We start from the raw sequence: 26,156 nt of genomic DNA, 5'->3' as shown, positions 1-26,156 counted from the left end.
ACTATTCCAAGTCCTCCAGTTCTTCAAGTTTATACAACACGGATATATCCCCCCGACATTGGGCATCAACGTTCCTTAATGACATCGGCGTTGCCAAGGAGAGCCTGGTTGAACGTTCATCAGCATACTCTCCGGCGACTCGTAAGAGCGGATAGTCACCACCCTCGGCTGTTCCAGACCACTCAGAGGGATTTAGTTTCATCCAATGTGCAAGTCTTTTTTCAAAAACACGCTTAACGTTTTCCAATTCCTCAGGATCCGTGCGCTTCACACGCCGCACTAATATTTCCTCAAGTTGGTTCAGGATATCCTGTGGCAATGGCCGCGGCGTATCAACTTCAACGGCATCACCGATTTGACGCACATAACCTACCATCACAGCATGGAGTAAGCGGTCAATGACAGCCGGAGAAAAAGGTGTAACACTAGTCGGTTCTACCTGGGCATATAGTTTTTCATGATAACTCCTGAACTTTTCATAGTGCGAGCGGTCACGCGGCTTTGATGCGCTGTATAATGTCACGACTAACCCTGGCCTTTCGAACCAGCGACGGCCCACGCGACCGGTAACCTGGATGTATTGGCTGGTTGTCTTCGGCTGTCCTATAACGGCCATTAATGAAAGACGGTCAATATCTATACCCACCTCAATAATGTTCGAGGCAAGACATACATCAATAGCCGTTCCACGCTTCACATCGGTTTTTAATTCACCAATAGCAGCAGAAATTTCATCGCTGGTTAAACGGGATGTTAATTCCTTAATCCGGTTTAATCGGCGTAACTTGTCATAACCAATACCTTCCCTATTTTTGACCACTTTTAGGTGGTTTGGAATGTCTGATTGCAATAGGGTGACAGTCGTACCTAATTCCCGTAGACTATTAAAAAATATTAGTAATGTCCACCATGGATCCCGCTCCCCTTCACCCATTTCAAAAGGTTTTTGCAGAAGAGCTGTTAAAGATCTCACTTGAAGTGTTTGCATAGATCCCAGACCTGGTGTGTTAATACCAATATACTTTCTCCCCGGCATTAATTTACCTTCTGTGTCAGTAGCATTTTGGGCGAAAAACGAATCATCCGCTTCAAGCCCTGGTGATGGAAACAGCCGAGTATTCTCCCTAGCGTAAACATCCTTAACTTGTCTCTTGAATCTTCGTATTGTTGCCGTAGAACATACAAGCTTAGGGCGGACAGGCTCTTGTGCACGATAATCCGTGCACAACTCTTCAATTAAAACTTCAAACAAACCGGTCATAGAACCCAGTGGACCTGAAATTAAATGTAATTCGTCTTGAATAATTAAACCCGGGGGAGAACAAAAACGCTCCCCGTCCGCACCAATACCAAACATCGCACGAGGCACGGAATTCCAGGCTAGCAGTGCAAATTTATCTACCGTTCCAATGACTAAAGTTGGTCTTTTGGAGTAGATATCTTCGTCCACTACATAGACAGGAAGTTCCTGGTTGAATATACAATCACGATCTGGACAGTGAATCATCACATTACCAGAAGATATTTTGTATCCATTAATATTGAATCCCAAGCCTTTTCTCTTACTACGACCACTTCTTAGTCCGGATTCAGTTTTCCGGTTATCTGGTATTTTCCCCATTTGCGCTCCACACCAAGGGCAAGAGCGAACCAAAAACGGATTGTCCTCACTCGTTCCATTCTTCAAAGCTTTTAAATCAGCTAATGCGCCTTTGTGTGTGTTTGGTGTTGTATCTGATCCCAACCATATTCCTATTGAAAATGACTCGTCTCCCAAATCTATCTCATGTAGCTTTCGAATATATTCCATTGAACAAATAAGCCTCGATGCTCTTTGAAATTGATCCGCAGTTAACAAGCGTAATGTATAACGCATAAGTACTTGGACACCTGTATCATAGGGGTCTCGTAGACGACGTAAGAACATAGAGTAGGCAGCTAAACCTAAATAGGCTTCTGTTTTACCTCCACCAGTAGGGAAAAAGATGAGTTCAACAGTTTCGCGTTCGTTAGAAAAGAAATTGGCAGTGGATTCAATTGACATCAACATAAAAGCAATCTGAAACGCACGCCATTTACCTTTATCTGTGCCAATGACATCAGGATTTGTATAAGGCTTACTAAAAAGAACACCATTCTCAGTTACTTCTGATTCCCGAACGACTGTACCAGTTATCTGCTGGAGCAGCATGGCATAATTCGCCAGTTGAAAAGCCTTTAACGCTTCTAAATTATTCTTAAGATAATTAAGTCCTTGTTCCATCCTGTCTGCGCATTCACTACAAAGAAGCAGGTTTCTTTCCGCCACTTCTTGTAGGTGTTTATCCAACTTCGGAATCGTTAATCTCTTCTTCTCGATCCATTTCCTATACAAATTTACTATTTCTTCTAATTCATTGAAGCCATGATCGCTGCTTGAATCGAGACCTGCCAATGTCCTCATGGAAACTTCAATATCGGAACCGTCCCCTCGCTTAATTGCAGGTGTCATACTCTTTGTTTCATAGCTAGGGAGAAACTCGGTTCTTACGCTTTCCACTTTATCACCGGTCATATCCCAATCTGCAGAACAGCCATGTCCCACAGCGTATGTCTTCATCGAGCGATATAATAAGGCAAGTGATTGTTCCTCTTCATCAGCATCTGTTGGTTCTACAGCCTCCGGATAAGGCAGAATGCCTACGCTTTGATCTGCTTGATTTAACGGAAAAATATCTGCTGTAAATTGTGACTGGAATAAACTGACACTATCAACTGATGTATTACCTCCAAATTCGGAACGATTAACCAAGCTTACAGTAATTAGACGGCTACCATCTTCAATTGGCCTCGACAGAATCTGCACCTGCAAGTTTAGACCGTCTGTATTGTCGGCCTCAATTACCCGGCCTGTTAACAACACATGTCTTTCCGTATTTAACTCTTCAGCTGAACATGTGACTTTCATACTTACAGGTGATCGAACCCACCACTTTCTTTCCCTTTTATCCCCTTCTATCCTCGCTTTAAAAGAATTATAACGTCCACCGGTTACAAATATTCTGAGCTCCGATTCAGGATTAAGGATAGCACGAAAACTTACTGCCATACTGCTTTGTTGATAGTCATTTGCTGATGAAATATCCAATTCGGAATCTTCATCATTTTTGTTGGAACTATTTCGCGATTCAATTTCCTCAATTTCTCTCGTATTGACAAGCTGGATAGCATCCGAATCTGCCGGGTCTAACTGATGATCTTCACTTTCATCACGACCGATACCGTAAGGGTAAAGAATTGCAGCCCCGTATCGTCTGCTGGGTTGCTCATGTAAAATCTCCTCTCCCGTCTCCTTATTTCTGTATGGCCTGTAATATTCTTCTTTACTTTTAAATAACACATCCGTCTGGCAACTAATTGACATACTGTTGTCTGAAACAGCAGGCCCGATAAATTCCCGCCTCAATGCCTCAAAAAGCTGATCCCTGTTTTTCATATTTTTCTGCAGTTCGGTTAACATAATTCTGACACCTCTTTCATGTTTAAAAGTGTACGAGTTCTATGTTCATCAACATAAAAATCATTTGTGCCGATATACTCCACTTTAAAAGCAGTAAAGCTCGCATCCTCGGCTCCTGGCAGAGGGAAGATAATAGTACGCTCCAGTTCCAATTTAGAAAGGTCCGCTTTGTTTACAACGTTTAGTAACTGCTGCCTAATGGTAGCACCAGCCTGTAGATGACCTCTCGCCAGAATTTCTGCTTCCCTCCATAGATCCTTTTCACGATCGTTATATTTTAAGATTTTAATAATTGATGAAAAATCTTGACGGTCCCTTGGTTTAATACTGTCCAGAGACATCCAATTACGTAAATTCATATGATTTGCCTTTGATGAACCATTTTTACGTAAGGCACGAATAACACGGTCATATCCATACTTATAGACAAGTTTCTGAAGCCCCTTTTTCCATTCAACGTGTCTTTCACGCATTGATACCGCTTTCTCACCCAATATTTGATCCGCAATATTTTGAATCACGTCCCGCTCTGTCCCTGTTCTAATGAGTATGTAGCATTCCGTATCCAGTTGCTGTACAGGCAACCGTATAACTTTTTCTTCTTGGTTAAAAGTAAGGACCCAAATGTTACCAATAGTATGCTTTTCAAAAAAAATATACTTACCGCCTGCTAATGCTACTAGTGTAGCTGGTACTTGACTTTGCTCTTTAGGTTTACCGGATCTTCTATAAATAGATTGTTCTAATGCCATATAGTTTGTCTGAACGTTTTCGATGATTATTTTATCGGCCGCCTTGAAATTCCCTTTTTGTTCAGTGACTGTACATCCATCATACAATGATGATACTCTGCTGTTCTCCCCACTGAAATGGTGGCTATTACTATTTTTCCAAGGTTGCCATTCATAAGCAACACTATCAATTAAACGAGCACGAGGCGAATTATACAAATACTCGGGATACCAATGAGGTGCGCCAAAAATAATTAAGTGTTCAAAAATTGCGCCATGCTTTAAAGCCAATGGGCTGACTACAGTTATAGAAGCAGATAGCGATTTCTGTATCATCCGGTTAACTAAGTCTAAGTTGTTTGCAACCTTAATGACTAATCCGGTGTTTCTTCCGGCTTGTACCTGCCTGCTAATAAAATCTAAACCCGGTTTTTCATTTGATTCAACAACTGTAATACCAGCTTCCACTAATCTAATAGCTGATTCTTTCAAATCAGGAAACATTAAGCCACATTTTCTCGCGAGATTCTTTAGCTTGATTTGGTCAAATTGATCCTGTGAATTTGAAAAAGGTAGGACGCTTGCCGTCACGTAAAAGCGAAATCTCCTTAAATCACTAACGAAATCACGAATAAATTCATCTTCTCTAGCTTCCTCATTTAAAATGCGTTCAAACTTCGATAGCATGCTGGAAAAAGCGGATAAGGAATTGGACGTAACCTCATGAAAATTCAGCATGTATTTTTGTGACAAATCAAACACCCGGTTCATATGTTCAAGTTTGTTCATCGCTTTTCCTTCCAATATAAAATTTCAATACCTTTAGGTAACTTAGATAGCTCTGGCCTTGTCACGTTCAAAAAATCGTTATTCTCCAGAAACCTATTGTTTAATTCATCCACCGCTAGTTGATATTGCGTTTCAGATCGGTCGAGAAGAACAATAGAATCATAGTCATGAAAATTATGGTGGCAACTCAAATAACTGACCGCATTACAATATATAATTACAGTTGCTGGTTGCAGTACTACATCAATTTTCCTTGACTGTGAAGCAACGACCTCGGATTGATATATATCCGTTGTTCCCAGAAACTGTCTAATTTTTAGTATTTCGTTAAGGCAGCCGGAGATATATCTGCTTTCAGTTAAGGTTGCAAACTGGTAATCATTTGTTTCAGCCAACAAAGCTTCCTTATTCCCCACAAAGCATATCTTAGGATCGGAAAAACGGAACATCGGCGTATTTCCCGCGTTATCAAATAGTGCTGCTAAGAATTGGGACTCAATTGCTTCTGTTCTTCCAACCTGATTATTGGGTATTTGTAGCTGTTGATTATTACTTATACTAATATCAAATGCGCGTGATTGTGGTATAAAGTCCACTAAACCACCTGCCTCGGGATTTTGGGTCTGAATCTTTAGCCGTTTTTCACCATAAATAATTTCTGTACCTAAAAAAGTTGCTATCTTTTGTCGGCCGCCATCCCTAAAGCGAACCAGCGTGCCTTCATGTAACTGGGTCAGAGCCGAAAAATGGTTAAAAAGCAATCTATCATAGGGAATCGACTCAATAATGCCTGCTATTACACCAATCCCTAATAACGTCGGGAGAAAGTATGCTGCAGGGGCAGAAATACACATAACTGACTTTCTTCTTTCCTCAGTGTGCTCTGAGAAATAATAGCCACTATTTATAAAAAAGTTAAACCAGTCAGGAACCGGTGCCCAAACATTATTATCATTATAGAAAAAAATTTTGTTATGGATTGACATTGATTATCATCCTTTAGTTCTTTATGCCTAACTTTTTTACATGTTAAAATTCGACATTTTAATCTAGTTTCCTGCTGCGCCAATATTTAACAGTAGCTTCGCTAATATTCAACCTCGCGGCGGAAATGGATTATTTACCATAACTATTTTTATCTCTGTTTTGATCGTTTCAGAATTCTGATTTCTTGCAATTTGGACTGCCTTGTTAATAGCAGCTGCTTGGTTATCCGTTCTAGCGGTTGCACGGGCATTGCTTGCACGAGCTTTTTCAACTCCATGTGTTTTCAATTTTTTTTTGAAAACCATTTTTTAAAAAAAGAGCCGCTTCAGGACTCTTTTAAAAAAGACTTCGGTACACGTATTACCTCCCGCCTTCTTCCATTAAAATTAGGCGGAGATTACAAAGCTCAGATAGTTGCCTACTGGATACTCATCAGACAGATCTCTCGCTGCAATTTTTTTCCTCTCATATACTATATCTAATATCTCTTTCAGGGCTTTCCCTAAATGTCCGAGAAGTATATGACCGTGATTTTTCTTAGCAACAATGCAGTCTTTTAGTCCTTCCAATGAGCTCCCAATATTGTATGCATGATCATATTCTAAATTCAAATTGTCCATGAAGAGGTACTTATCATGAGTCTTATGATTTATCCTCATCCATAGAACAACCTTTAAGATGATTTCATCAACACCTGAAACATTAATTCCATAGACCTCACTCATATTGTAAAAGACCACTCTGCAGCTAGGTCATTATTCTGGAGTTTAAACACTGCAATGACGGACTCAAAAAATTGCATTTGTTGTATTCTCACTTAAAAGCTGTATGCATTCCATAATTCCCACTCTCTTTTTTATTTCGATTTTGTACTTGAAATCGGAAGCCATCTCATTTGACTTAGACCAACTTTAACAAGATGACTTGCGCTATGTGATTTATAAATTTTAGCACATTCGTGAGTCCAATCATGTACATCATTGACCGTGTCGAAACTTCCTATGAGTTTTAGCATACTTTTTCACATCCGAAGGTTTATTCTCAATAACTTTTGGTTAAGCATACCATCAGATTCAGCCCATTTACATGCTGAATTGAGTAGTTTTTGTCATTAATCGTTATTACACTTCCCGTCCCAGAAATAGTGTTCCCCTTCACAACTACATATGTCCCTGTTTCAACGGGTCCAAGTATGCTGTTCCTTGACACTATAATAAATCTCACATTGTCCTGAATTTGTTCGTACACTCCAGGCGACAATGGCTTTAACGGCACTCCTGTCATATCCTCATAAGCGACTGCAGCAGATTTAATATCGTCCGTAAGGACTACCACTTCACATGCAATTTTGTCAATGGTCTGCAACTTTTGCTTTAATTCTTCCGCATCCATCTCATCCATTTTATAAAGCGTTCCATAATCATGCGTCGGTTCTTTCATCAATGCGAGATGCTTTTTACCGTTCATAAAAAACCACTCAATGTATGGCAAGTTTGCCATTACGGTTTCCGGCTGATTTCTGCTTGAGCCGGATCCCCCAAGAACACTATCTACGTGTGCAGCTGGCGTAGAACATAACTTATCCCATATTTTCTTCAGTTCGCTAAAAGGCCTTGTTTTTGCCTTGCCTGCATAAGTAACCAATTCAATCCTCTTAGCTTCCCTGTCTATCCCAGTAAGAGTTATGTTGGCACCCGGTTTAATACTTTCTAACTCCAAACCAACCATCTTCTCGATATCATTAATTACTTCATCAAATGTCATTTTCGTCCTCCTGGCAATTCCGGTGGAAATTTTAGTAGGCTTGTATCCTCGCCTGCCCCTTCAACAGCAGCCACATCTTCAATCCATTGCCTCATGAATGATTCGGTCTGCGGGTCCTCCCCGCCAGCTTTTCTGAAAGTAACTTTATGCGGCAAACTGATTCTGACCGGGTTACCCGGAGCGGGTCCATCTTCAAAGAGACCATCTTTTAAATCAATACCTGCCGCGAATCTGCGTATGTCAGATACGAAGTCGAGAACAATAACCTTTTCCTTGTCTTTCGACAATCTTAAACCTCTGCCTAACTGCTGAATAAATATTCTGCGGCTATGGGTTACTCTCTGAAACACAATAATGTTTACATCAGGTACATCAACGCCTTCATTCAGTATATCAACGGCGCATAATACATCAATCGCCCCGTCTTGAAAATCACAAAGTATACGGTTACGTTCTGCCGGGCCCATCGAACGTCCTGTAGAGGTTTGCGAATATATTGCTGACGCGTTACAAAAACCAAGTGAGTTAATCCTGTCCCTCATAGTTGCGGCGTGGTCTATCGTGCCACAGAAAACTATAGCCCGCGGTTTACGCTGTTCTTGCCAAACCCTCTTCAGCTCAAAGACGACAGCATCGTCCCATTCAGTAATAAATAGTGTTCTATTTATCTGCCGCGGTGAAAAATTCTTCCCTTTTAATTGGCCTAAAGCTTCCCAATTTATATTATCTGTATACATCCTGTAGTCAACATTTGATAAAAAGCCATTACGCAAACCGGTAACAATGTCTACACGAACTAGAGGCTCACCAAAATAATTCGAAAGGTCAACATCATCTGGACGCCAAGGTGTTGCTGTTAGCCCGAGAAGAAAAGGGCCATTTTCCGAGCCAGCCATGGTATCATCTAAAACAGCATTATACATCTGCCCGCCCACATGATGACATTCATCTATAATAATAAGATCAAAATGCGGCAGTTCTTTTCCCCGCTGAACATAATCAGCAACAGTATTTAAACACGCGAAAACCGCACTACTTTGTTTAAGCCGTTCTTCTCCAGGCTGCTCATACCCATTCCATACTGCTGTTTCCTGTTCCTTAGATAAAAATGACCAGAAAGCCTTCTCTATCTGGTAAACAAGTTCATTCGTATGAGCTATCACAAGAATCCTTACCGGAGAAACAGCATTAATCCGTTTAACCGTTTCGCATGCGACGAATGTTTTTCCAAGACCCGTAGCCATCACGACAAGAGCTTTTTTTTTCCCTTCGTTAAAAGCTTGGATCGTTGAACGGATTGTCTGTTCCTGATATTCCCGCGGAACTCTGTCAAGTACGGGCATCTCTGGAAGTTTCTCTGCCTTTGTGACAAGAGCCTTTGTATCCCACAACTGAAGCGGGATTCCTCTACTCATGAGAGCTCTCTGGTGCTCTTTTAACTTTTCATCAAACCCATTTAAAGCTACAATAACTGGGACTTGAGCCCTGTATATTCTCATGGCCTCCAGCGTCTGGTCCGCAACATCGACACCGACCTTGTTCTTCCAATGTTTCATTTGAAACAGCCATCGCTTACCGGCCCGATGTGCAAGAACATCCGCCCCTCGGTCACCAGACTGTCCAACAAGTCTTATACCTTCAAAACCCTCATGGGCTAGTAAGCGCGAGACCACCCGTTCAAATGCCTGCCACGTACCGAACCTCAGGTTTGTATCACTGATAAAAACGCTCACTTCATCACCTTTTGCTGTAGGAAATCCAAAGACAACCTTGTTTTTTGTCCAATGCTTGCCTCAGAGAAACGGTATTTTATATAATTTGCTATATCATTTAAACAGTTCAGATAAATGTTCCGGATTCTTATTTGTGCCTGTTGCAAAATATTCCCTGTTAGTTCTGCGGAACTGGAATAAGAAACATCCCATATTCCACCATCAAAGAAAATGTGTGGATACCTTTTGAATATATCAGTTATTCCATCCTCATCAATATATAATAAAAACGCGCCACTTTCCTTCATATCCCCGAGCTGACTGATATCAGCGCTTTGATTAAGCATGTTATCAACCATAGCTTTCTTCTGCCCTTCGGGCATTTCATTAAAAATATCAACGGCCATTTCCTTTAGGAGTTCCGGAAGCTTCTCCTTTAATTGGGCAAAGAATCCGTTGATCTCTTCTCTTATTTTCTCAGGGCTATCCTCTAACTTATCCGACCATCTGCTATTCAATATCTGCCATTCAATATTAGAAAGCGTATGTTGACCCTGATATTGTTTTCCGGAGAGTCTTCGGTTCATATCGTAGATGTAAAGTGCTACCTCTGCGGCTATCATTTGCTCTGGACGGATTCGGAAAGACTTATATACTTTGTGCGTCTTATCAAGATATATATCGATTTCTTCCCCTTTAAAAGCAATAAGAGGGACCCCTTCTTGTTGCTGATTAGCCTTAATCGATAGCTGTGTTATATACACATTTACATTCACAGGGGAACTATATGTGCCATCAGCTAACATAATAGAACATCCCGGTATGGAAAGATCATCTGATTTATTAGCATTCTTAGAAAGGAACTCTTTTGAAAGTGTATTCTCGGAACCTTTTTCTTCATTACAGGATGTACAGTTTTTTTCTGCTGCCCTGTTTTTCATACCGCAAACCTGGCATGTCCATGGTTCTTCGACTTTTGGATGCTGTGACATTCCGCATTCTGGACAAGAGTGTGCGGATTTCGGTATTTCGTTTTCACATTCCGGATTGATACATGGCTTACCTATTAATACAAAACCACATACGGCACACGTATCATGTTCTTTAAGATTTTGTGCACTGCAGGCTGGGCACTCTGCAAGTTCCTCAAGCGGAGGGGAATCAGCCTGTTCCACGAGCTTCCACCATTCTGAATCATCATAATACCCTGGGAGTTTCACAAGAAATTTTTGATAATATTCTTTTTCAACATCTCTAGATATCCTCTTTGATTCATTCGCTTCCTTATCCCAATACCCCATATACAAATCTGATTTTCCAGGTTTTCTTACTCTGCGGAAACCTTGAAACAATTTATAAATATAACTTTCATTTTGACCTGCACCAGGCTGAGTTGGCTGTAAGGAACTGTCACCTCTTAAATACGAAATAGCACGTTGCCATTCAGGACTGCTTCGCTGAAAATCCTGCTTGAGAAAATCTACAGGAACATGATTGAGATGTACTTCACCTACTATCCTCCCATACGGCCCATCAATAGGGTAATCTTTAATCGTTTTTTTAAATTCGTCAACAAATTCAAAAAAAGCTGTCTTTTCAGCTATTCGGATTGCTCGTCCATTCCGGATCAGATCAATTCCGTACTCCGTACTGTCGTCAAACCTCTGAATACCAACCCAGCCTTTGACTCTTTCCTCAACACTTCGAATGCTTGAAGATTTGCAAGCAGGACATTCAATTAGTCCGGTCGGTACTAGAGCTGTACAGTTACCGCATCTCCTCTGCACTCCTATAATATGGTCAAAATCATATCTTGCCTGAATCTGACCGTGCCCTTTTCGCTCAACATATCTATTGGAATCCCAAACGCAATGCTCAAATGCTTCACACGGCTCTCCATTCACCAATATTCTAATTTCACGTTTAGATAACACTGAAGCATACCGTCGGCCAATCTCAAAACGGACCTTAGGAAGCCCGTATTGAATCAGGCGTTTGACAAATTGACTGTTTGCATTCCCCTCAGGCCACCAATGGCTTATTTCAATAACAGTCCCATAATTGACTTCTCTAGGTTTATCAACGATATTAACAGGAAGCTGATAATTTTTGGATTGATTAATATTATCCAGATCAATAATAACCTCTATTGCCTTCTTCTCATCCTTCCGAGCTGTCAGTAGCCGGGTTACTCTACCTAATTTACCTGTAGAAATATTAAACCCCATACCAAATAATCCGAGACTGTCGTAAGGGTTATTACCAGAGAATCCCGCCTTTATTGATTTCTCAGCCATTTCAGCCGTCATGCCTGGCCCATTGTCACGAATACGTACTATTCCTACATTTTTATTGAGATCTGAATTTCTTGGCAATTCAATTGAGATTAATGGATTATCTATTTTTACACCTATAAGTTTAGCAGCCTGAAATGAATCTATCGCATTATCGATCAATTCACATAACGCATCTAAAGGAAGCATTGGTGTGTGAGTTAAAGCTATCAGCACTTTTGGATCCGGTGTAAAATCAAAAAACAACCCTGGCTGTATCATATAGGTTCCCCCTCTATCATTTTCCTTATTGCTACCGCCATTGCATGTGCCAGCTTCACTGGCACGCCGTTACCGATTGTTTTGAACTTATAAGTTAGTGGCATTTCCGGCGGTAAAACATAGTCATCCGGAACACTCTGAATTCTTAGTGCTTCCCTGACAGTAAGCCTCCTTGGTTGTGTCGGATGCAAGTGAACCTCATTATGACCGTATGCCGCAGTAGGGCTATATCGCCAACGATGCAGCCGTTTAAAACTTTTTCGGTAAACATCCCCTTCATGAATAACATAATACTTATCACTTAATGGCCTTAATCCTTCAAGACCGTTTGGCAATAAAGCTATCTCATCCAGATTACATATTATTGGACCCACCATTAATTCTTCTGGAATATCAGAGGGTTTCTCGGGATTGAATCCAAAAGGGTTTTCCCGCGGCCAAGTAAACCGCTGTTTCGCTCCCGCAAAACGGTGGTCCTCCGGCCATTGAAACCAGTTATAGTCCTTGGGGATATTCCTTACACCAAGTTTCTTTTTTAGCCACTTCTTTTTCAGCCCCACCATAAACACGCGTTCCCTGTCTTGTGGCACACCGAAATCGAGCGCATTCAATATGCGTACATCTGTCAAATAGTGTTCTGAAAACTGCATTCTCAGACTATCGAAAAACTCACGATGTATTGCAGTTTTAAAAAGCCCTTTTACATTTTCAAATAAAAAAAAGGATGGCTGAAGATCCATTATTTTATCAACGTACACCTTTGAGAGGGTTCCATTTTCTCCAGTCCGTCCCTTATTTTTTCCGCCTACCGAAAAGTCAGGACATGGAGGCCCTCCAATAATCCCGAATGTTTCAGGAATTTGGGTATTATGAAAGGCCTCTTTGGCGATTTGATTAGGACCTATCTCAACTATTGAAGAACAGTTAGTGATTTTATGAGGCTGCACCCTCATGGAACTAAGTCCATATTCAAACCCCTTCACAAACTGACGATCATATTCGTTAGACCAAATCGTTTGAAATCCTGCTTGCATAAAACCGATATCTAGAAATCCTGCACCAGTAAAAAAGGATAAGATAGGTATCGGTATTGTATTGATATAAAAATTGTTCATTTCAATACATCCTTTCACACTCGCCACACAAGTCAAGTATTCTTAAATTGTACCGTACGAAAAAATTTAAAAGGGAGATTTTAATTTGAATCATACTACATATTATACCTAAAATCCTCCAGGGAACATATATTCGTTTTTTCCTGAAAGTTTATTGAATATCCTTCGATAATCGGTGATAATAGAAAATAGCATTCAAGATAGAGGAGACTTATTAAAATAATGACCTATCCCGTTATTTCGCTTTTTTCTGGTGCAGGCTTTCTCGATTTAGGCTTTACCGAGACGCATGCTTTTTCTATTATTTGGGGAACAGAATTAATAAAACAATTTGCTCAGTCAAATAACTACAACATGAGGCAGCGTTATGGACATCCTGATAGAATTATCACAGGTGACGTTACTCAAATTGATCCTATAAAAGACATTCCCAAAGGTGCAGTTGGAATCATTGGGGGGCCCCCATGTCAAGACTATTCAATTGGAAATGCTAATAGTCCTGGGGTTGAGGGAGATAGAGGGAAGCTTGTCTGGGACTTCTTAGATAAAATTGAGAAACTGAAGCCAGACTTTTTTTTGTTTGAGAACGTTGAAGCCTTATACAAAACAAAAAAACATCGAATTCAGGCTTTAAATCCTCTCATTGATAAATTTGAGGAGCTTGGCTATGAAGTACAATTTAAGGTGCTTAATACGCTTAACTATGGAATTCCGCAAGATCGGTCAAGAGTATTTATTGTAGGATTTAGGAAATACATTCCTATTACTTTAAGACAGCGGGGCTTTGAAACTTTTAAATGGCCTGCTCCGGTCTATCAGGATCCTAAAAAATCATTTGAATGGCCTGATACATGGGAGATCGGGACTGAAGTTAGTGAAGCTGACTACATTGCTAATCTCGCACCCGATCAATACCAACTAACCATTCATTCGGTTATAGGAAACCAAAACGAATTATTACAATTGCCAAATCATGTTTCATTTAATCCCTACTCTCAACGATTTTTCACCGTACTTGAAGGTGACGTTAAGAGGAAATCATTCAAACGCCTACACCGCTTCAGATATAGCCCAACCGTAGCATATGGTAATAATGAGGTACATCTTCACCCTACTCTACCGCGGCGCTTAACCGTGCGTGAAGCACTTCGGCTCCAATCTGTCCCTGACTGGTATCATTTTGAGGAAGATATACCGCTAGATAAGATGTTTAAGATGATAAGCAACGGAGTAGCCTATAAACTTGCAAATTTATTAGCGGAAGAGATTAGAACAGTTCTAGATAACTACAACATTGCGGTTCAGGAACGCACAGAAAAGATAAGATTAACAAATGAAACTATTAACAAAAATTCTGTATAACATCCCTAGAAGAGCAGTTCGCATAATATGCGAACTGCTCTTTTTCTATTAAATTTGTAAAAAAATTGAGAGAAACTGTCTGATACGTTAATAAAGCTTGTTAGGATCCTCCTTAATAGTATCACCGTTTTTCAAAGTGTTATTATACATGATTTTAAAAACAACAAGTTATCTGGCACATCTCTTAAAATGAATTTATTTTTCTTTTTTATAGGAAATAATGATTCATTTTTCACCGTCCTCTTTGCAGATATACTCCAATTAAGGAGGTGACATGGTGAATCTAAATTTAAAAGAGGTGGGTAAGCGGATTAGACTCGTGAGAAAGAGCCGTTATAGGACAGCGAAGGCTTTTTCCGAGTTTTTAGGCTTGTCTGAGCGTCACATTCATAATATTGAATCTGGAAAAAACCTGCCTAGTTTCGAAATCTTAGCTCAAATCACAAATGAGTTTCATGTAACAATTGATTTCATTTTATTTGGTCAAAAAAGAGGGTTAGTGTACGAAGAAAATTGGGATGCCTTACTAAATACATTTAACAGTCTGAGTCCAGATGGACGGCAAACTTTATTTCACATCGCTAAAGAACTACTAAGATTGGAAAACAAAATAACAGGAGGTAACTCAGAATAGTGGAATTTGACTATTTGAAAAGCTATAGCGTTGAACTGTACGGTACGGAAAATAACCAAAAAACACGGATAAAACCCTCTATAGCTCTAGCTGAGGTATATGGAGATAACCTCCCGACAGGAACTATTAAAGAAAACCTCGACAAACTTGAAATGCACACAAAGAATGCAGCATTGGCACAAAACATGATGGTTCCTAATTCACAAGCTTTCTCAAATACCCGGGGATTCTGGTTTGAAGTTTTCATAGCTGTCCATGCTTGGAATTACCGTATTAGACACAATCTAGATGACGTGTTGATCGTTAAAATGCCCAACGTTAGCTCATTTGATTTCCGTAGAATTTTTGAAGAAAAAACAGATAGAATGCTAAAACAACTGGAAATATCGTTACTTAAAAACAATGTGCGGTTGATCACTTCAAATCCAGATTTATTAATAGTAGAACAAGAAGACCTAATATTGGATGAACATAACATACCCATATCCTGTCTTGGTACTCAAAATATTATGGATGCCGTTAATTTATATAAGATCCTCGAAAATAAGTGTCGTTGGAATAGCCTGAAAGCAGGAATAGGGGTCAAAACATCTTTACGTCCTGATAGAAGGCTCCAAGTCGTACACGAAGGCAACATTCTAAAATCATTATTTGCTCATTTGAAGATGCGTCACTGGAACCGGGAGGCAAACTTTAAATATTATGGTGCTTCTAGTGAGATTATAAGTGGTGCTGATGATGATGCCTTACAAACAGCAGCAACCCATACTATTGTTAATGTAGATTCCTTGCCTGAGAGAGCAGTGGATGGTCTTTACTCCCTCCTTACTTTTGATGACATAGAAAAAATGCTTAATACGATCTTAAAAACAAAAGCCCCCCATCAATAGAGACGGGAGACTCTAAAGAATAACGCTAAAATAATTTTAAACAATTCGCCGTCATTTAATAAGGATCATTGAAATTGAATTCACTATTAATGCTCCTTTTCTAAAAGCTCAGTTTTTAGATTATGTTCAAGAAAATCAGCCAATTTTCGAGATCATTCGTGCGTTGACCACCGTACATAGTGCAACGTGGGAACAGCATTTGCCTTGATATAGGAAAAGGCGGAAGCGTGAGGCGGACCTCAGAAGCGAGTGTATCAAATCGGTGTCTACGACACGTTTCGAGGATGGGGTGTTTATTCTACGAGTCGGGTCCGCTCATAAGCATCGCTATCTTGTATCGCTGTACAAAATAAATTTGCCTATATAGGCTGTATTATCATTTTGAACGCAAAAAGCAACAGCAAGGTCCCTTCAGTGATAAAATACCTGAGGAATAAGATCACGAACAAGTTTATTGTAAACCGTAATGGGCATTCAACCTTTGCATTTTAGTTAATTTTCATCTGTAACACCCTTTCATCTTAATCGTCATAATTAGGAACTATTTTTTCAAGTACTAGAATCAACCACGTTGTTAATATATTTCTGTATTAATAACCGGAAACCTCTGGATACATCCTTTTTATTTCTAATATAAAAACACCTGAATGCAACTCCAGGTGTCCTTGACTAGCGTGTATATTTTTTCGTTACCAATTAGCCAACTCTAGTATTTTTACGCTTCAGTTTTCATTTCATCTGTATTACCCCACACCCACCCCATCACTGCATTCTTAGCCCTCTGTACCATTCCTCACCAACATCGCCACCGATTCCACATGCACCGTGTGCGGGAACATATCCACAGGCGTTACCTCCACCGTGCGATAGCCGCCGTCCTCCAGTACACGCAGGTCTCGTGCTAAGGTACTCGGATTACAACTCACGTACACCACGCGTTCCGGCTTCATCTCAAGGATGGTATCCAGCAAACGCGGGTCGCAGCCTTTGCGCGGTGGATCAACGACGATGACGTCGGCTTCGATGCCTTGTTCTTTCCAGCGCGGAATGACGTCCTCGGAGGCGCCGACTTCGAACTTGACGTTGCGCATCTCGTTCAACTGGGCATTGCTTCGTGCGTCCTCGATAGCTTCGGGCACAATCTCTACCCCATACACTTGATCCGCATGCTGCGCCAGGAAAAGAGAAATCGTTCCGATGCCGCAATAGGCATCAATAACGGTTTCTTTGCCGCTCAGTCCGGCGTATTCTACCGTTTTTCCATACAACACCTCAGTCTGTACCGGATTGACCTGATAGAACGAACGCGGAGAGATTGCAAATTGCACATCACCGATATAATCATAGATGACATCACGCCCCCACAGGACACGGGTTTCGTCACCGAAAATAACGTTTGTCTGCTTTTTATTTACGTTCTGACAGATGCTCGCCACATGCGGAATCGCTTCGCGGATGCTGCCGATCCATTCGTTTTGATGTGGAATATCCCGACCGTTCGTGACCAGCACCAGCATCATCTCGCCTGTACGGAACGCCTTTTTCACCACGACATGGCGCAGTAACCCGCGGCCTGTTTCCTCATTGTATGCACTAATACCAAGATGGCTGCCGATCTCCTTCACCTTAGCCACGACTTCATCGTTGTGCTCATGCTGAATAAGACAGGTATCCATGTCGACAATCCGATGGCTTCCTTTTGCATAAAAGCCAACAACTAAACCACCTTCAGCTGCGCCAATCGGCACCTGTGCTTTGTTCCGGTAACGCCACGGCTCGTCCATGCCCATCGTTGGCAGTACACGGATTGCATGCTCAGTGTCTTCTTCGTTCATGACACCTTCAAGTCGCAGACGTACTCGATTACTCTCGTTGGTTTTTTCTTCGATTTGTTCATCGAATGGAGATTGTTCAGGCTCGCTTACCTGAGTCTCATCCTCCACCAACACGTTCAGCTTCCCGATGCGCTGCAGATTATCGATCACCAGCTGACGTTTCCACGCCAATTGACCAGCATAGCTCATATGCTGAATCTGGCATCCACCACACTGATCATAGATCGGACATGGCGCGGATACGCGATCCGGGCTTGCTTTGACGATCTCCAGCAACTTGGCGTAGCCATACTGCTTTTTCGTTTTCATCACGCGCACACGCACGGTTTCACCCGGAAGAGCACCCTGCACAAATAGTGTGTAACCATTCGCGCGGCCTACGCCCTCGCCGTCATGATTCATGCCGATGATATCAATGACGGTTTCTTCATTTTTACTGACGGGCAATCCTTCGATTGGTGCTGCCGATTCACGAGCTCTTGATTGGTTTGATTGACTTGGCTGACGGGACGCTGAAGTCTTCCCTTTCCCTTGAGGAGCAGCCGAATTCCGGCGGTTTTTTCCACGACCGCTACGGTTCATATTAGACAACGTACATTCACTTCTTTCTTATATAGTACACCGCCTGCAAAGGCAGTGGTTAAATCCAGCAATAAGTCGCATTTTGCGTCATCCAGAGACGATGCAGGTAATTTTTTAAAAGGATGGGCACCGCTCGCTTATGCTCGCTGAATTCTAACGAATCCTGGGAAGCTTATTCACGCCAAAAATAACGTTCCAAAATTCTAACGAATCTCAGAGACGTTATTTCAATGTAAAATCGAGTTTATCGGCCATTTTGAGTCATTTTACCTCAAATAGCGTCTCACCGAATCGTTAGAATTCCAAATGCACTCATTTCGCCAAAATAAGGCTTCCTGAAATCGTTAGCACAAAATGTATCGATTCCAGGCTTACCAAGCGATTCCCACAACAGCAGTGCTCTTACATATACTATCGTTCTCTACACATACATTCGCACTACTCTTACACATACTATTGCTATCTCGCATTCCCGTACTCTCGCACCCTTACATATGCTCATGCGCTCCACGTCTCACATTTACTCTTACACAACAGTCCGCTCTTAAAGCAGTACTCATGTACTCTACATATACTATTGTGCCTCTTAGAAATACTGTCGGACCAATTCCACCACACCAGCCCCAAACAGGGGCTGCTTCATTTTACCGATGGAACAGCTGCAGATGATGCTTGAGATTCGTAAACGTTGCCGGCAGTGATCCGCCCAGTTCCCCGTCCAGATTGAGCAGCACATGTCCTGGCGAGGTCACTTCCATATGATCGGTCTGGAAATGTAGAACCTTCTTGTCGTTCAGATGCTCCCCACGCAGCGCCAGCGTAACAAGGCGGATCATGTCGGCCAGGTTACACTTGCGCACTGCAATCACATCGAGCATCCCGTCATCAATGGTTGCACCAGGAGCAAGCTTCTCGAAGCCGCCGACGGAATTGGTATTGGCAATGAGGAACAGCATGAATTCATCATGAATTTCTTCCTGTCCGTTCGCACGAATGATCAGCTCCTGCGGGGACAGGTTCGACATCTTTTCGATGCCCTTCATATAATAGGCCAGCTGCCCGATCATCGTTTTCAGACGACTCGGCACTTCATAGGTTAACTCGGTTAACGACCCGCCGCCTGCAATATTAATAAAATATTTATCATTCGCCTTGCCCAGATCAAGCGGACGTGTCTGTTGATGAATGACCAAATCCACGTAATCTTCCCATTGTCTTGGAATACCGAGCGCACGTGCAAAATCATTCGTCGTTCCCAAAGGAAATACACCCAGCGGCGGACGATTCTCCCGTTCAGCCATGCCGTTAATGACCTCATACAACGTGCCGTCGCCGCCTGCCGCAATAATCATGTCATATCCGCGTTCAATGGCCAGCTCCGCTTCCCGCGTTGCATCCCCTTCACCCGTTGTTGCATGACAGGAAGCCTCAATACCGCCCTGATCCAGACGCTGCAAAATATCTGCCAGACGTTTCTTCATTTCTTCCCGGCCGGAGGTCGGATTATATATTAATCGAGCTCTTTTCATCTGATACGCCACCTATTCCACATTATCCATGAGTCGGAACGACCTCATCCGCTTTGTTCACTTTTCAGTAAAGGCCGCCATTTAACACAACATTAAACTTCAATTCATCCCGCCCAAACAATACGTTCCACATTCATATCTATGCCAAAGGAATTTCGTCTCATTCCATAGACCGCTACTTCTATCATATCACCAAACGTAAAGATGTCCTAGCCTGTAATCCACAACTCGTTTTTGCAAAAAAAACTGCCTATCCTTCAATTCTGCCCGCCTGAACACGAATTAATCTCTCCTACCCTTTCAGGCATCCTTTAATGATGACATAAATATACCGCAAATTTACAAATCTCAATATAAAAATATAAATATAATCAATATTTTTCCAGTAAGATGGGAGTACATGTCTCATACATAACAACCAGCACTCCATTATGTCGCAAAGGAGAATTGCATGATGAACAAAACGAAAAAACTTGTACTGATGCTCATGGTCACCCTCCTCGCCTTTATGCCTCTGGTTACTACCGCCGATGCGGCAGTGATCAATCATGATCAGGTCGTCGGCTTTCAGGAGGTCACACCCGTGACCGCTACACAGATTACAGCGAAGCGTTTCCAGCCGTTCTTGAAGGTTTATCATGGATGCGTGCCTTTCCCCGCTGTAGATGCACAAGGCAACACAAGTGCAGGCTTGGCAACATCAGGATCACACAATGGCGGCTGCAGCTCCAATCTGGGCCAGGTCTACTCCCGTTCTGCCTGGCATAACGGGGTGTGGGCGATCATGTACGCATGGTATTTCCCGAAAGACAATCCATCTCCCGGATTTGGTCATCGTCATGATTGGGAAGGCATTGTCGTGTGGGTAGACAATCCCGCTGTAGCCAATCCGAAAGTGCTCTCCGTCGCCTATTCCGGTCACGGCCAGTTCACGAACGTAGCTCCAAGCTCAAGCAATATGCAGGGGGATCATCCGAAAATCTCTTACAACAGCACTTGGCCGCTTAACCATGAGCTGGGGGTAACCAATGTGGTCGGAGGAACTCAGCCGCTGATTGGTTGGGATGATCTGACTTCGGCCGCACGCAATGCACTGAATACAACGGACTTCGGAAGCGCCAATGTGCCTTTTAACGATAACAACTTTACGAACAACCTGAACAAAGCCTGGTTTAGATAATGAATAATGCAATGATTATTCTTAATCTGAACCAAAGACTTTACACGGCCCACTTCAAGGACGAATAACCTTGAGAGCCGCTGTTATCCCAAGATTTTATCGTATTCATTATCTAAATTTAACTGCTTACTGACTACGTTTTGCCTAACTAAAAATCCGAACCAAAAAACCACGTCCTCGGACGTGGTTTTCATTATGCTGACTGGATGCTTACAATTAAAAGCCATTGACGCGAATTCCTTTCCTTAATCCTGAGCGCTATTGCACTGCTCTAACAAAAACTGAATTTGCCGTTCCAGCCACTGACCAAGCAGTGGATGAGGCAGCAGCGTCTCCCCGCTATATGCGAACTCCACACCTTGAAGCCGCTCTGGAATAACATGACGCGTGAAATAACCGGCGCTCAGAAACAGCGGCGCCACAATCACACGGCTTCCACGCTCTTCGCTCCAATATTTCGCCTTGTCATGCACACTCTCGGGATTAAGCAGCGCGTAATCTGTATAAGCTACACCGCTAATATCTTGCACGCGTTGGGCAAGAGAAGCTATGCCGGCTTCCCAGCGCTGGCGAAATCCGTCATGGATGCTTCCATGACCGATAAGCAGAATAGTTTCCTTTTCGGGCTGCTGTGACAATGACTGAACCTTGTCCCATACCATCACCGCAATATCTGGATCATCATCCACCGGATAACCGAAATGAACCCGGGCCTGTACCTCGAAAGGTTCGAGATCAGTCTCCCGTTCAGGTGCTTCCTTGGCTCCAATCGCGTATTCAATCTCGTCCACATGTGTGCTTCCAGACGAAACAAAGAGAGGTACAACGAGCAGATCCGTTACACCTTGAGCTTCCAGTCGGTTGATACCGTCCTGAATTAAACGTCCATCCACGAGTTCCAGAAATCCGGCTTCGACAGGCAGCGGCTCAGGTAGATTCAGCCGGGAAATCGCGTCATCGACGGATTCAACCCAGGTCTTCTCCTGAGAACCGTGACTAATGATGAGTACACCCGGCTTCTTCATGAATTAGCGCCCCAGGCGTTCCAGCGTCATCTTATAACCATCATTGCCGTAATTCAGACAACGCTTCACACGCGAGATTGTAGCTGTGCTCGCGCCAGTCTCCGCTTCAATCTGGTTATATGTATTGCCTTTACCAAGCATACGTGCCACTTCCAGACGCTGGGACATGGATTGAATCTCGTTTACGGTGCAGAGGTCATCAAAAAAGACATAACACTCCTCAATATCCTTCAGTGTCAGGATGGCCTCGAATAGTTGTTCAATACTTTTATCATTTAGCTTTTTCAGCTGCATTTATTTATCATCCCCTAGCGGTTACTGTGTACCTACATTGTACCTACCCTGAGTTGGTATTTCAAGCGTTAACGATTTCACGCACTACAGAATAAAAACACATGTTAACGCTTACAAACAGTATCATTGTCCTTCACTCGTGGACATTACCCCTAAATATCGCAGTTTATCCCCATTTATAGGGAACTATATCCGATTATTCCTCTAGGATTTTACACAACTAAATTGTGACAAATTTGTGTCCAAACTTCATTTTTCTTCCTCAAGGCACATTCCCGCTCCCTACATGCCATCTGCGCCCAAATCCGCAAATATCCCGTTTCCCGTGACACTCGCCTACGCCGCTTCTCCGCGAATGACATACAGTATATCAAAAGGGAGTTCCACCTTGCTTGTTGTTTCCTCATTTCACTCCAATGATATCTCGGTAAAAATCCATTCCGGGACCCTCGGTGGAACGCAATTCCGAAATCCAATATAGAAGGAACGTGATCGTTCATGCCACAGCATTATTACCATCGTCAGCCGGGAACACGGCCGCGGCCGGCTCCTCCTGGTCATCGGCAGGCCCATACATCGGCCTATGTACCTTATGGTGTCCCGCGTTCTCTGAATGAAGCCCAGATTCAGCCGATGTATCCTGGAGTTGATCCGCAATACCCGGGCTTCGCTGAAGTGGAAGCATCCGGTCTTGTGCCTTACGGGCAAGGTGCACCGGGTGGGAGCTTTCTGGGAGGCGGCACTCCAGTTACCCCTGTTGTTCCAGCCCAGACACCCGCATCTTCAGGTAGTTCAGGCTTTTCCCTCGCGAATCTGGGGGAGCTCAAAGGCATGATTGACCGCTTCGGCGGTATTGACGGCATCATGAACGGTGTAGCCAAGATGCAGAAGGTCGTTGGCGGTATTCAGCAGATGGCACCGATGATGAAGCTTGTCATGGGCATTCTGCCTTTTGGCAAAAATAAAAATAGCAGCAGTGAAGCAGACGCTGATTTCGAAGAATACTCCAAGCCTCGCCCGCGCAAGCGCCGCAAACAAACGAACGGCACGCAGCGCAAACGCACCTCGTCTCCGGCACGCCGCAAAAACTCTACTGCAAAACCGCGCCCCAAAAGACGCAAAAGCTAGTTTCCTTCGGACACCCCCTGTACGAAGGCGGGGTGTCTGAATAATTTTTTTCAAGATATATTTATCAGAAACATATGTTCTCATCCAAAGAAAATGAGGTATACTATATAAGTTGAACTCTTCATTTACACGTTAACGGAGAGGACAGAAAAAACCTGAAAAAGCGGAGCGGTCGCCTTTATCACCGGATTTTCCCCTTTGGAAAAGAGGATCGAAAAAATCTGGGGATAACAGCGATTGGAAGGTTATTCTGTCATCGGAGTGGTCTGTGTAAATTCTTTAGTTCAACTTATACTAGAGAATACATATAAGGAGGCAGACCATGGAACTGTTCAAAGACAAATATACCCCCGCTCTGGTTGATCGGACCGCTGACCAGCTTCGCCAGTTTTATCCGCAGCTGCAGACACAGCAATTTCATGAGTTGATCTTTGCCGAGGGCTGGGAGACACTCGAATTCAAGGCAAGAATTCGTCGCATTACGGAAGCTTTGACTCAGGTGCTTCCAGCAGATTATGAAGAAGCGTTACATATTATCGGGCAGGCAGCTCCGCAGCTGCGGGGTGTTGAGTTTCTTTTCATACCTGACTTCATTGAAGTGAATGGACTTGCACCAGACAGATACGAGCTATCCATAAAGTATCTTGCGCTTGTTACACCTTATTCCAGCTCGGAGTTTGCGGTGCGCCCCTTTATTCAGCGTTACCCTCTCCAGACGATCAAACAGCTGATGGAATGGACGGAAAGCAGTGATGAGCATATTCGCAGGTTAGCCAGTGAAGGCAGCCGCCCTCGTTTGCCATGGGGAGCCAAGCTTGGTGAATTTATTGCTGATCCGACGCCGGTGCTTCCCATTTTGCATGCACTCCGGCAGGACAACTCTCTCTATGTACGCAAAAGTGTCGCCAATCACCTGAACGATATCTCCAAAGATCATGCGGATCTCGTACTGGATTTAGCTCAGTCCTGGCATGGCCAGCACCCGCATACGGACTGGATTATCCGTCACGCGAGTCGTTCACTGCTCAAAAAAGGGCATCCCGCTGCATTAAGCTTGTTCGGCTACAACAAACAGGAAGCTGTTCATATTGAGAACCTCAAGCTGGAACGGGATACCATCGCGACAGGGGAGGAGCTTCATTTTTCATTCGATGTGGTCAATACAAGTGGGGAGCCGCAGATGCTGCGAATTGAATATGAGATCGGTTATATGAAGGCTAACGGCAAGCAGGCACCCAAGCGCTTCAAATGCTCTGACAGAATGTATCCAGAAGGCCGCACGCCAGTCGCGACCAAGCAATCCTTCAAGCTGATCACCACTCGCAAATTTTACGCGGGACTCCATACGCTCACGATTGTCGTGAACGGGCAGGAAATGCAAACTGTTTCGTTTGTGCTTGAGGTAGATTAAGCCTGCGTTTAAGGCAGAACTGGTCGTATTTTTACTCTTTTTACTTATGCACAGCAGCTATGTATCAACGAAATGACTTATTCACATGTGGATAGAACAATAAAATGAGACAAGACAGGGGCAACTAGCCCCTGCCTACTTAAACCAGCCTCGCTTCACAAACCACGCCACCATGCAGCCGCCCAGCACAAACATCAACAGCAGCACGGCACCATATCCGTATTTCCATTGCAGCTCTGGCATATGGGTGAAGTTCATTCCATAGATACCGGCAATCAAGGTGAGCGGCATAAAGACGGTTGTAATTACGGTTAAAGTTTTCATAATCTGATTCATGCGGTTGGAGTTCAGCGAAATATAGCTGTCACGCAGATCGGCCGTCATCTCCCGATCCGCTTCAATCATATCTGCCAGCTTGAGCAAATGGTCATATATATCAGTGAAATACACCGTATGCTCCCCTGATCGCTGCACATGCTGTGAATTCACGACCCGATAGAGCAGATCACGCATGGGAACAACGGTGCGTCTCAGCTTCAGCAGTCGACTTCTCAGGTCAAATACCTGATTCATCAGTTCCTCTACCGACTCCTGACCGCCGCGGTTTTCCAATTCAGCCAGCTCATCCTCAATGGCAAACAGGGACGGAAAATAATGATCCACCAGCTTGTCCATCACGGTATAGGCTGCCGCGACCGGCCCTCTTGCCCAGATCGTTCGTTCGTGTGCATGCTGCAGCAAACGATCCCAGGCTTCATCTACTTCTTCCAGCTTCCCATGATGAAAAGACACCAGAAAGTTGGCTCCCAGAAACAAATCCACCTCTTCGGCCTCCAGCGTGACCGGATTCAGTGCATGCAGCACGAGAAACTGCAAGTTTTCATAATAGTCCAGTTTGGGCCGCTGCAAGACATGCATACAGTCCTCAATCGCTAACGGGTGAAAATGAAAATATCTATCCAGCAATCGGCTCTCTTCTTCTGTCGGCTGGTTGAAATCTGCCCATACCCATGCATAATCGCTCAATTCCAGCTGCTCCAGCGGCATGTTCACGGTAACCTGATGATCCCGCGTAATTGCAAGTGTACGAATCATGGAGTAGACCACGTCCTTGTCTCTTGTCAAAGTTCTTTC

Annotated in this window: 20 protein-coding genes; 6 read left to right on the top strand and 14 right to left on the bottom strand. The window is 43.1% G+C overall.

From position 1 onward, the window contains the following. Position 1: 1 nt before the first annotated feature. The 9 genes from HNR77_RS16000 to HNR77_RS15960 all read right to left on the bottom strand — a co-directional run bounded on the left by HNR77_RS16000 (position 2) and on the right by HNR77_RS15960 (position 13,152). Positions 2–3,499: a helicase-related protein gene (locus HNR77_RS16000; RefSeq protein WP_184186211.1), complete on the bottom strand. Its 3,498-nt coding sequence runs from the start codon at positions 3,497–3,499 to the stop codon at positions 2–4. Then, positions 3,493–5,019 (bottom strand): DISARM anti-phage system protein DrmE domain-containing protein, encoded by a 1,527-nt coding sequence (locus tag HNR77_RS15995; RefSeq protein ID WP_184186208.1) that lies wholly within the window; start codon positions 5,017–5,019, stop codon positions 3,493–3,495. The genes HNR77_RS16000 and HNR77_RS15995 overlap by 7 nt, the downstream gene beginning before the upstream one ends. Continuing rightward, positions 5,016–6,005: a hypothetical protein gene (locus tag HNR77_RS15990; RefSeq protein ID WP_184186205.1), complete on the bottom strand. Its 990-nt coding sequence runs from the start codon at positions 6,003–6,005 to the stop codon at positions 5,016–5,018. Before HNR77_RS15990 ends, HNR77_RS15995 begins: the two co-directional genes overlap by 4 nt. A 108-nt stretch (positions 6,006–6,113) precedes the next feature. Beyond that, complete coding sequence (locus HNR77_RS15985; protein ID WP_184186202.1) at positions 6,114–6,311, bottom strand: DUF2188 domain-containing protein; 198 nt, start codon at positions 6,309–6,311, stop codon at positions 6,114–6,116. Between the two features lie 81 nt (positions 6,312–6,392). Further along, positions 6,393–6,731, bottom strand: coding sequence for a hypothetical protein (locus HNR77_RS15980; RefSeq protein ID WP_184186199.1), 339 nt, complete (start codon positions 6,729–6,731; stop codon positions 6,393–6,395). Positions 6,732–7,047: 316 nt separating this feature from the next. Beyond that, positions 7,048–7,770, bottom strand: a complete 723-nt coding sequence (locus tag HNR77_RS15975) for a hypothetical protein (protein ID WP_184186196.1) — start codon at positions 7,768–7,770, stop codon at positions 7,048–7,050. Further along, positions 7,767–9,503: a DEAD/DEAH box helicase family protein gene (locus HNR77_RS15970; RefSeq protein WP_179261671.1), complete on the bottom strand. Its 1,737-nt coding sequence runs from the start codon at positions 9,501–9,503 to the stop codon at positions 7,767–7,769. Before HNR77_RS15970 ends, HNR77_RS15975 begins: the two co-directional genes overlap by 4 nt. Next, positions 9,500–12,037 carry an ATP-binding protein gene (locus tag HNR77_RS15965; RefSeq protein WP_184186193.1) on the bottom strand — a complete coding sequence of 846 codons (2,538 nt, stop codon included), beginning with the start codon at positions 12,035–12,037 and terminating at the stop codon, positions 9,500–9,502. Before HNR77_RS15965 ends, HNR77_RS15970 begins: the two co-directional genes overlap by 4 nt. Beyond that, entirely contained in the window at positions 12,034–13,152 is a 1,119-nt protein-coding gene (locus HNR77_RS15960; RefSeq protein ID WP_184186190.1) for a DNA cytosine methyltransferase, read from the bottom strand. Before HNR77_RS15960 ends, HNR77_RS15965 begins: the two co-directional genes overlap by 4 nt. 222 nt (positions 13,153–13,374) lie before the next feature. Between HNR77_RS15960 and HNR77_RS15955 the strand changes: the two genes are divergently transcribed. The 3 genes from HNR77_RS15955 to HNR77_RS15945 all read left to right on the top strand — a co-directional run bounded on the left by HNR77_RS15955 (position 13,375) and on the right by HNR77_RS15945 (position 16,038). Beyond that, positions 13,375–14,514: a DNA cytosine methyltransferase gene (locus HNR77_RS15955; RefSeq protein WP_184186187.1), complete on the top strand. Its 1,140-nt coding sequence runs from the start codon at positions 13,375–13,377 to the stop codon at positions 14,512–14,514. Positions 14,515–14,791: 277 nt separating this feature from the next. Beyond that, positions 14,792–15,148: a helix-turn-helix domain-containing protein gene (locus tag HNR77_RS15950; protein WP_184186185.1), complete on the top strand. Its 357-nt coding sequence runs from the start codon at positions 14,792–14,794 to the stop codon at positions 15,146–15,148. Beyond that, on the top strand, positions 15,148–16,038 hold the full coding sequence (locus HNR77_RS15945; protein WP_179261680.1) for a Cfr10I/Bse634I family restriction endonuclease: 891 nt from the start codon (positions 15,148–15,150) through the stop codon (positions 16,036–16,038). Before HNR77_RS15950 ends, HNR77_RS15945 begins: the two co-directional genes overlap by 1 nt. A 773-nt stretch (positions 16,039–16,811) precedes the next feature. Here HNR77_RS15945 and rlmD read toward each other — a convergent pair. Beyond that, positions 16,812–18,455, bottom strand: a complete 1,644-nt coding sequence (rlmD, locus tag HNR77_RS15940) for a 23S rRNA (uracil(1939)-C(5))-methyltransferase RlmD (RefSeq protein WP_260410593.1) — start codon at positions 18,453–18,455, stop codon at positions 16,812–16,814. A gap of 644 nt (positions 18,456–19,099) precedes the next feature. After that, the gene (locus HNR77_RS15935) at positions 19,100–19,984 is read right to left on the bottom strand and encodes a diacylglycerol kinase (protein WP_184186181.1); all 885 of its coding nucleotides are present in this window, start codon (positions 19,982–19,984) and stop codon (positions 19,100–19,102) included. 481 nt (positions 19,985–20,465) lie between these two features. Between HNR77_RS15935 and HNR77_RS15930 the strand changes: the two genes are divergently transcribed. Further along, the gene (locus tag HNR77_RS15930) at positions 20,466–21,164 is read left to right on the top strand and encodes an NPP1 family protein (protein ID WP_397366951.1); all 699 of its coding nucleotides are present in this window, start codon (positions 20,466–20,468) and stop codon (positions 21,162–21,164) included. Between the two features lie 245 nt (positions 21,165–21,409). Here the strand turns inward: HNR77_RS15930 and HNR77_RS15925 are convergent, their stop codons facing one another. Then, complete coding sequence (locus tag HNR77_RS15925) at positions 21,410–22,189, bottom strand: sirohydrochlorin chelatase (protein WP_184186178.1); 780 nt, start codon at positions 22,187–22,189, stop codon at positions 21,410–21,412. A gap of 3 nt (positions 22,190–22,192) precedes the next feature. Beyond that, a complete protein-coding gene (locus HNR77_RS15920) occupies positions 22,193–22,483 on the bottom strand; it encodes a YerC/YecD family TrpR-related protein (protein ID WP_017690665.1) in 291 nt (96 codons plus the stop codon). 498 nt (positions 22,484–22,981) lie between these two features. Here HNR77_RS15920 and HNR77_RS15915 point away from each other — a divergent pair, with 498 nt between their 5' ends. Together HNR77_RS15915 and HNR77_RS15910 are read left to right on the top strand one after the other, a co-directional pair. Further along, a complete protein-coding gene (locus HNR77_RS15915; RefSeq protein ID WP_184186176.1) occupies positions 22,982–23,611 on the top strand; it encodes a tyrosine protein kinase in 630 nt (209 codons plus the stop codon). A gap of 322 nt (positions 23,612–23,933) precedes the next feature. After that, a complete protein-coding gene (locus HNR77_RS15910) occupies positions 23,934–25,022 on the top strand; it encodes a DNA alkylation repair protein (RefSeq protein ID WP_184186172.1) in 1,089 nt (362 codons plus the stop codon). A gap of 135 nt (positions 25,023–25,157) precedes the next feature. Here the strand turns inward: HNR77_RS15910 and corA are convergent, their stop codons facing one another. Then, complete coding sequence (gene corA, locus HNR77_RS15905; RefSeq protein WP_184186435.1) at positions 25,158–26,117, bottom strand: magnesium/cobalt transporter CorA; 960 nt, start codon at positions 26,115–26,117, stop codon at positions 25,158–25,160. Positions 26,118–26,156: the final 39 nt, after the last annotated feature.

The organism is Paenibacillus sp. JGP012 (genome assembly GCF_014203995.1).
GTDB lineage: Bacteria > Bacillota > Bacilli > Paenibacillales > Paenibacillaceae > Paenibacillus > Paenibacillus silvae.
This window is presented reverse-complemented; position numbering and strand designations above follow the sequence as displayed.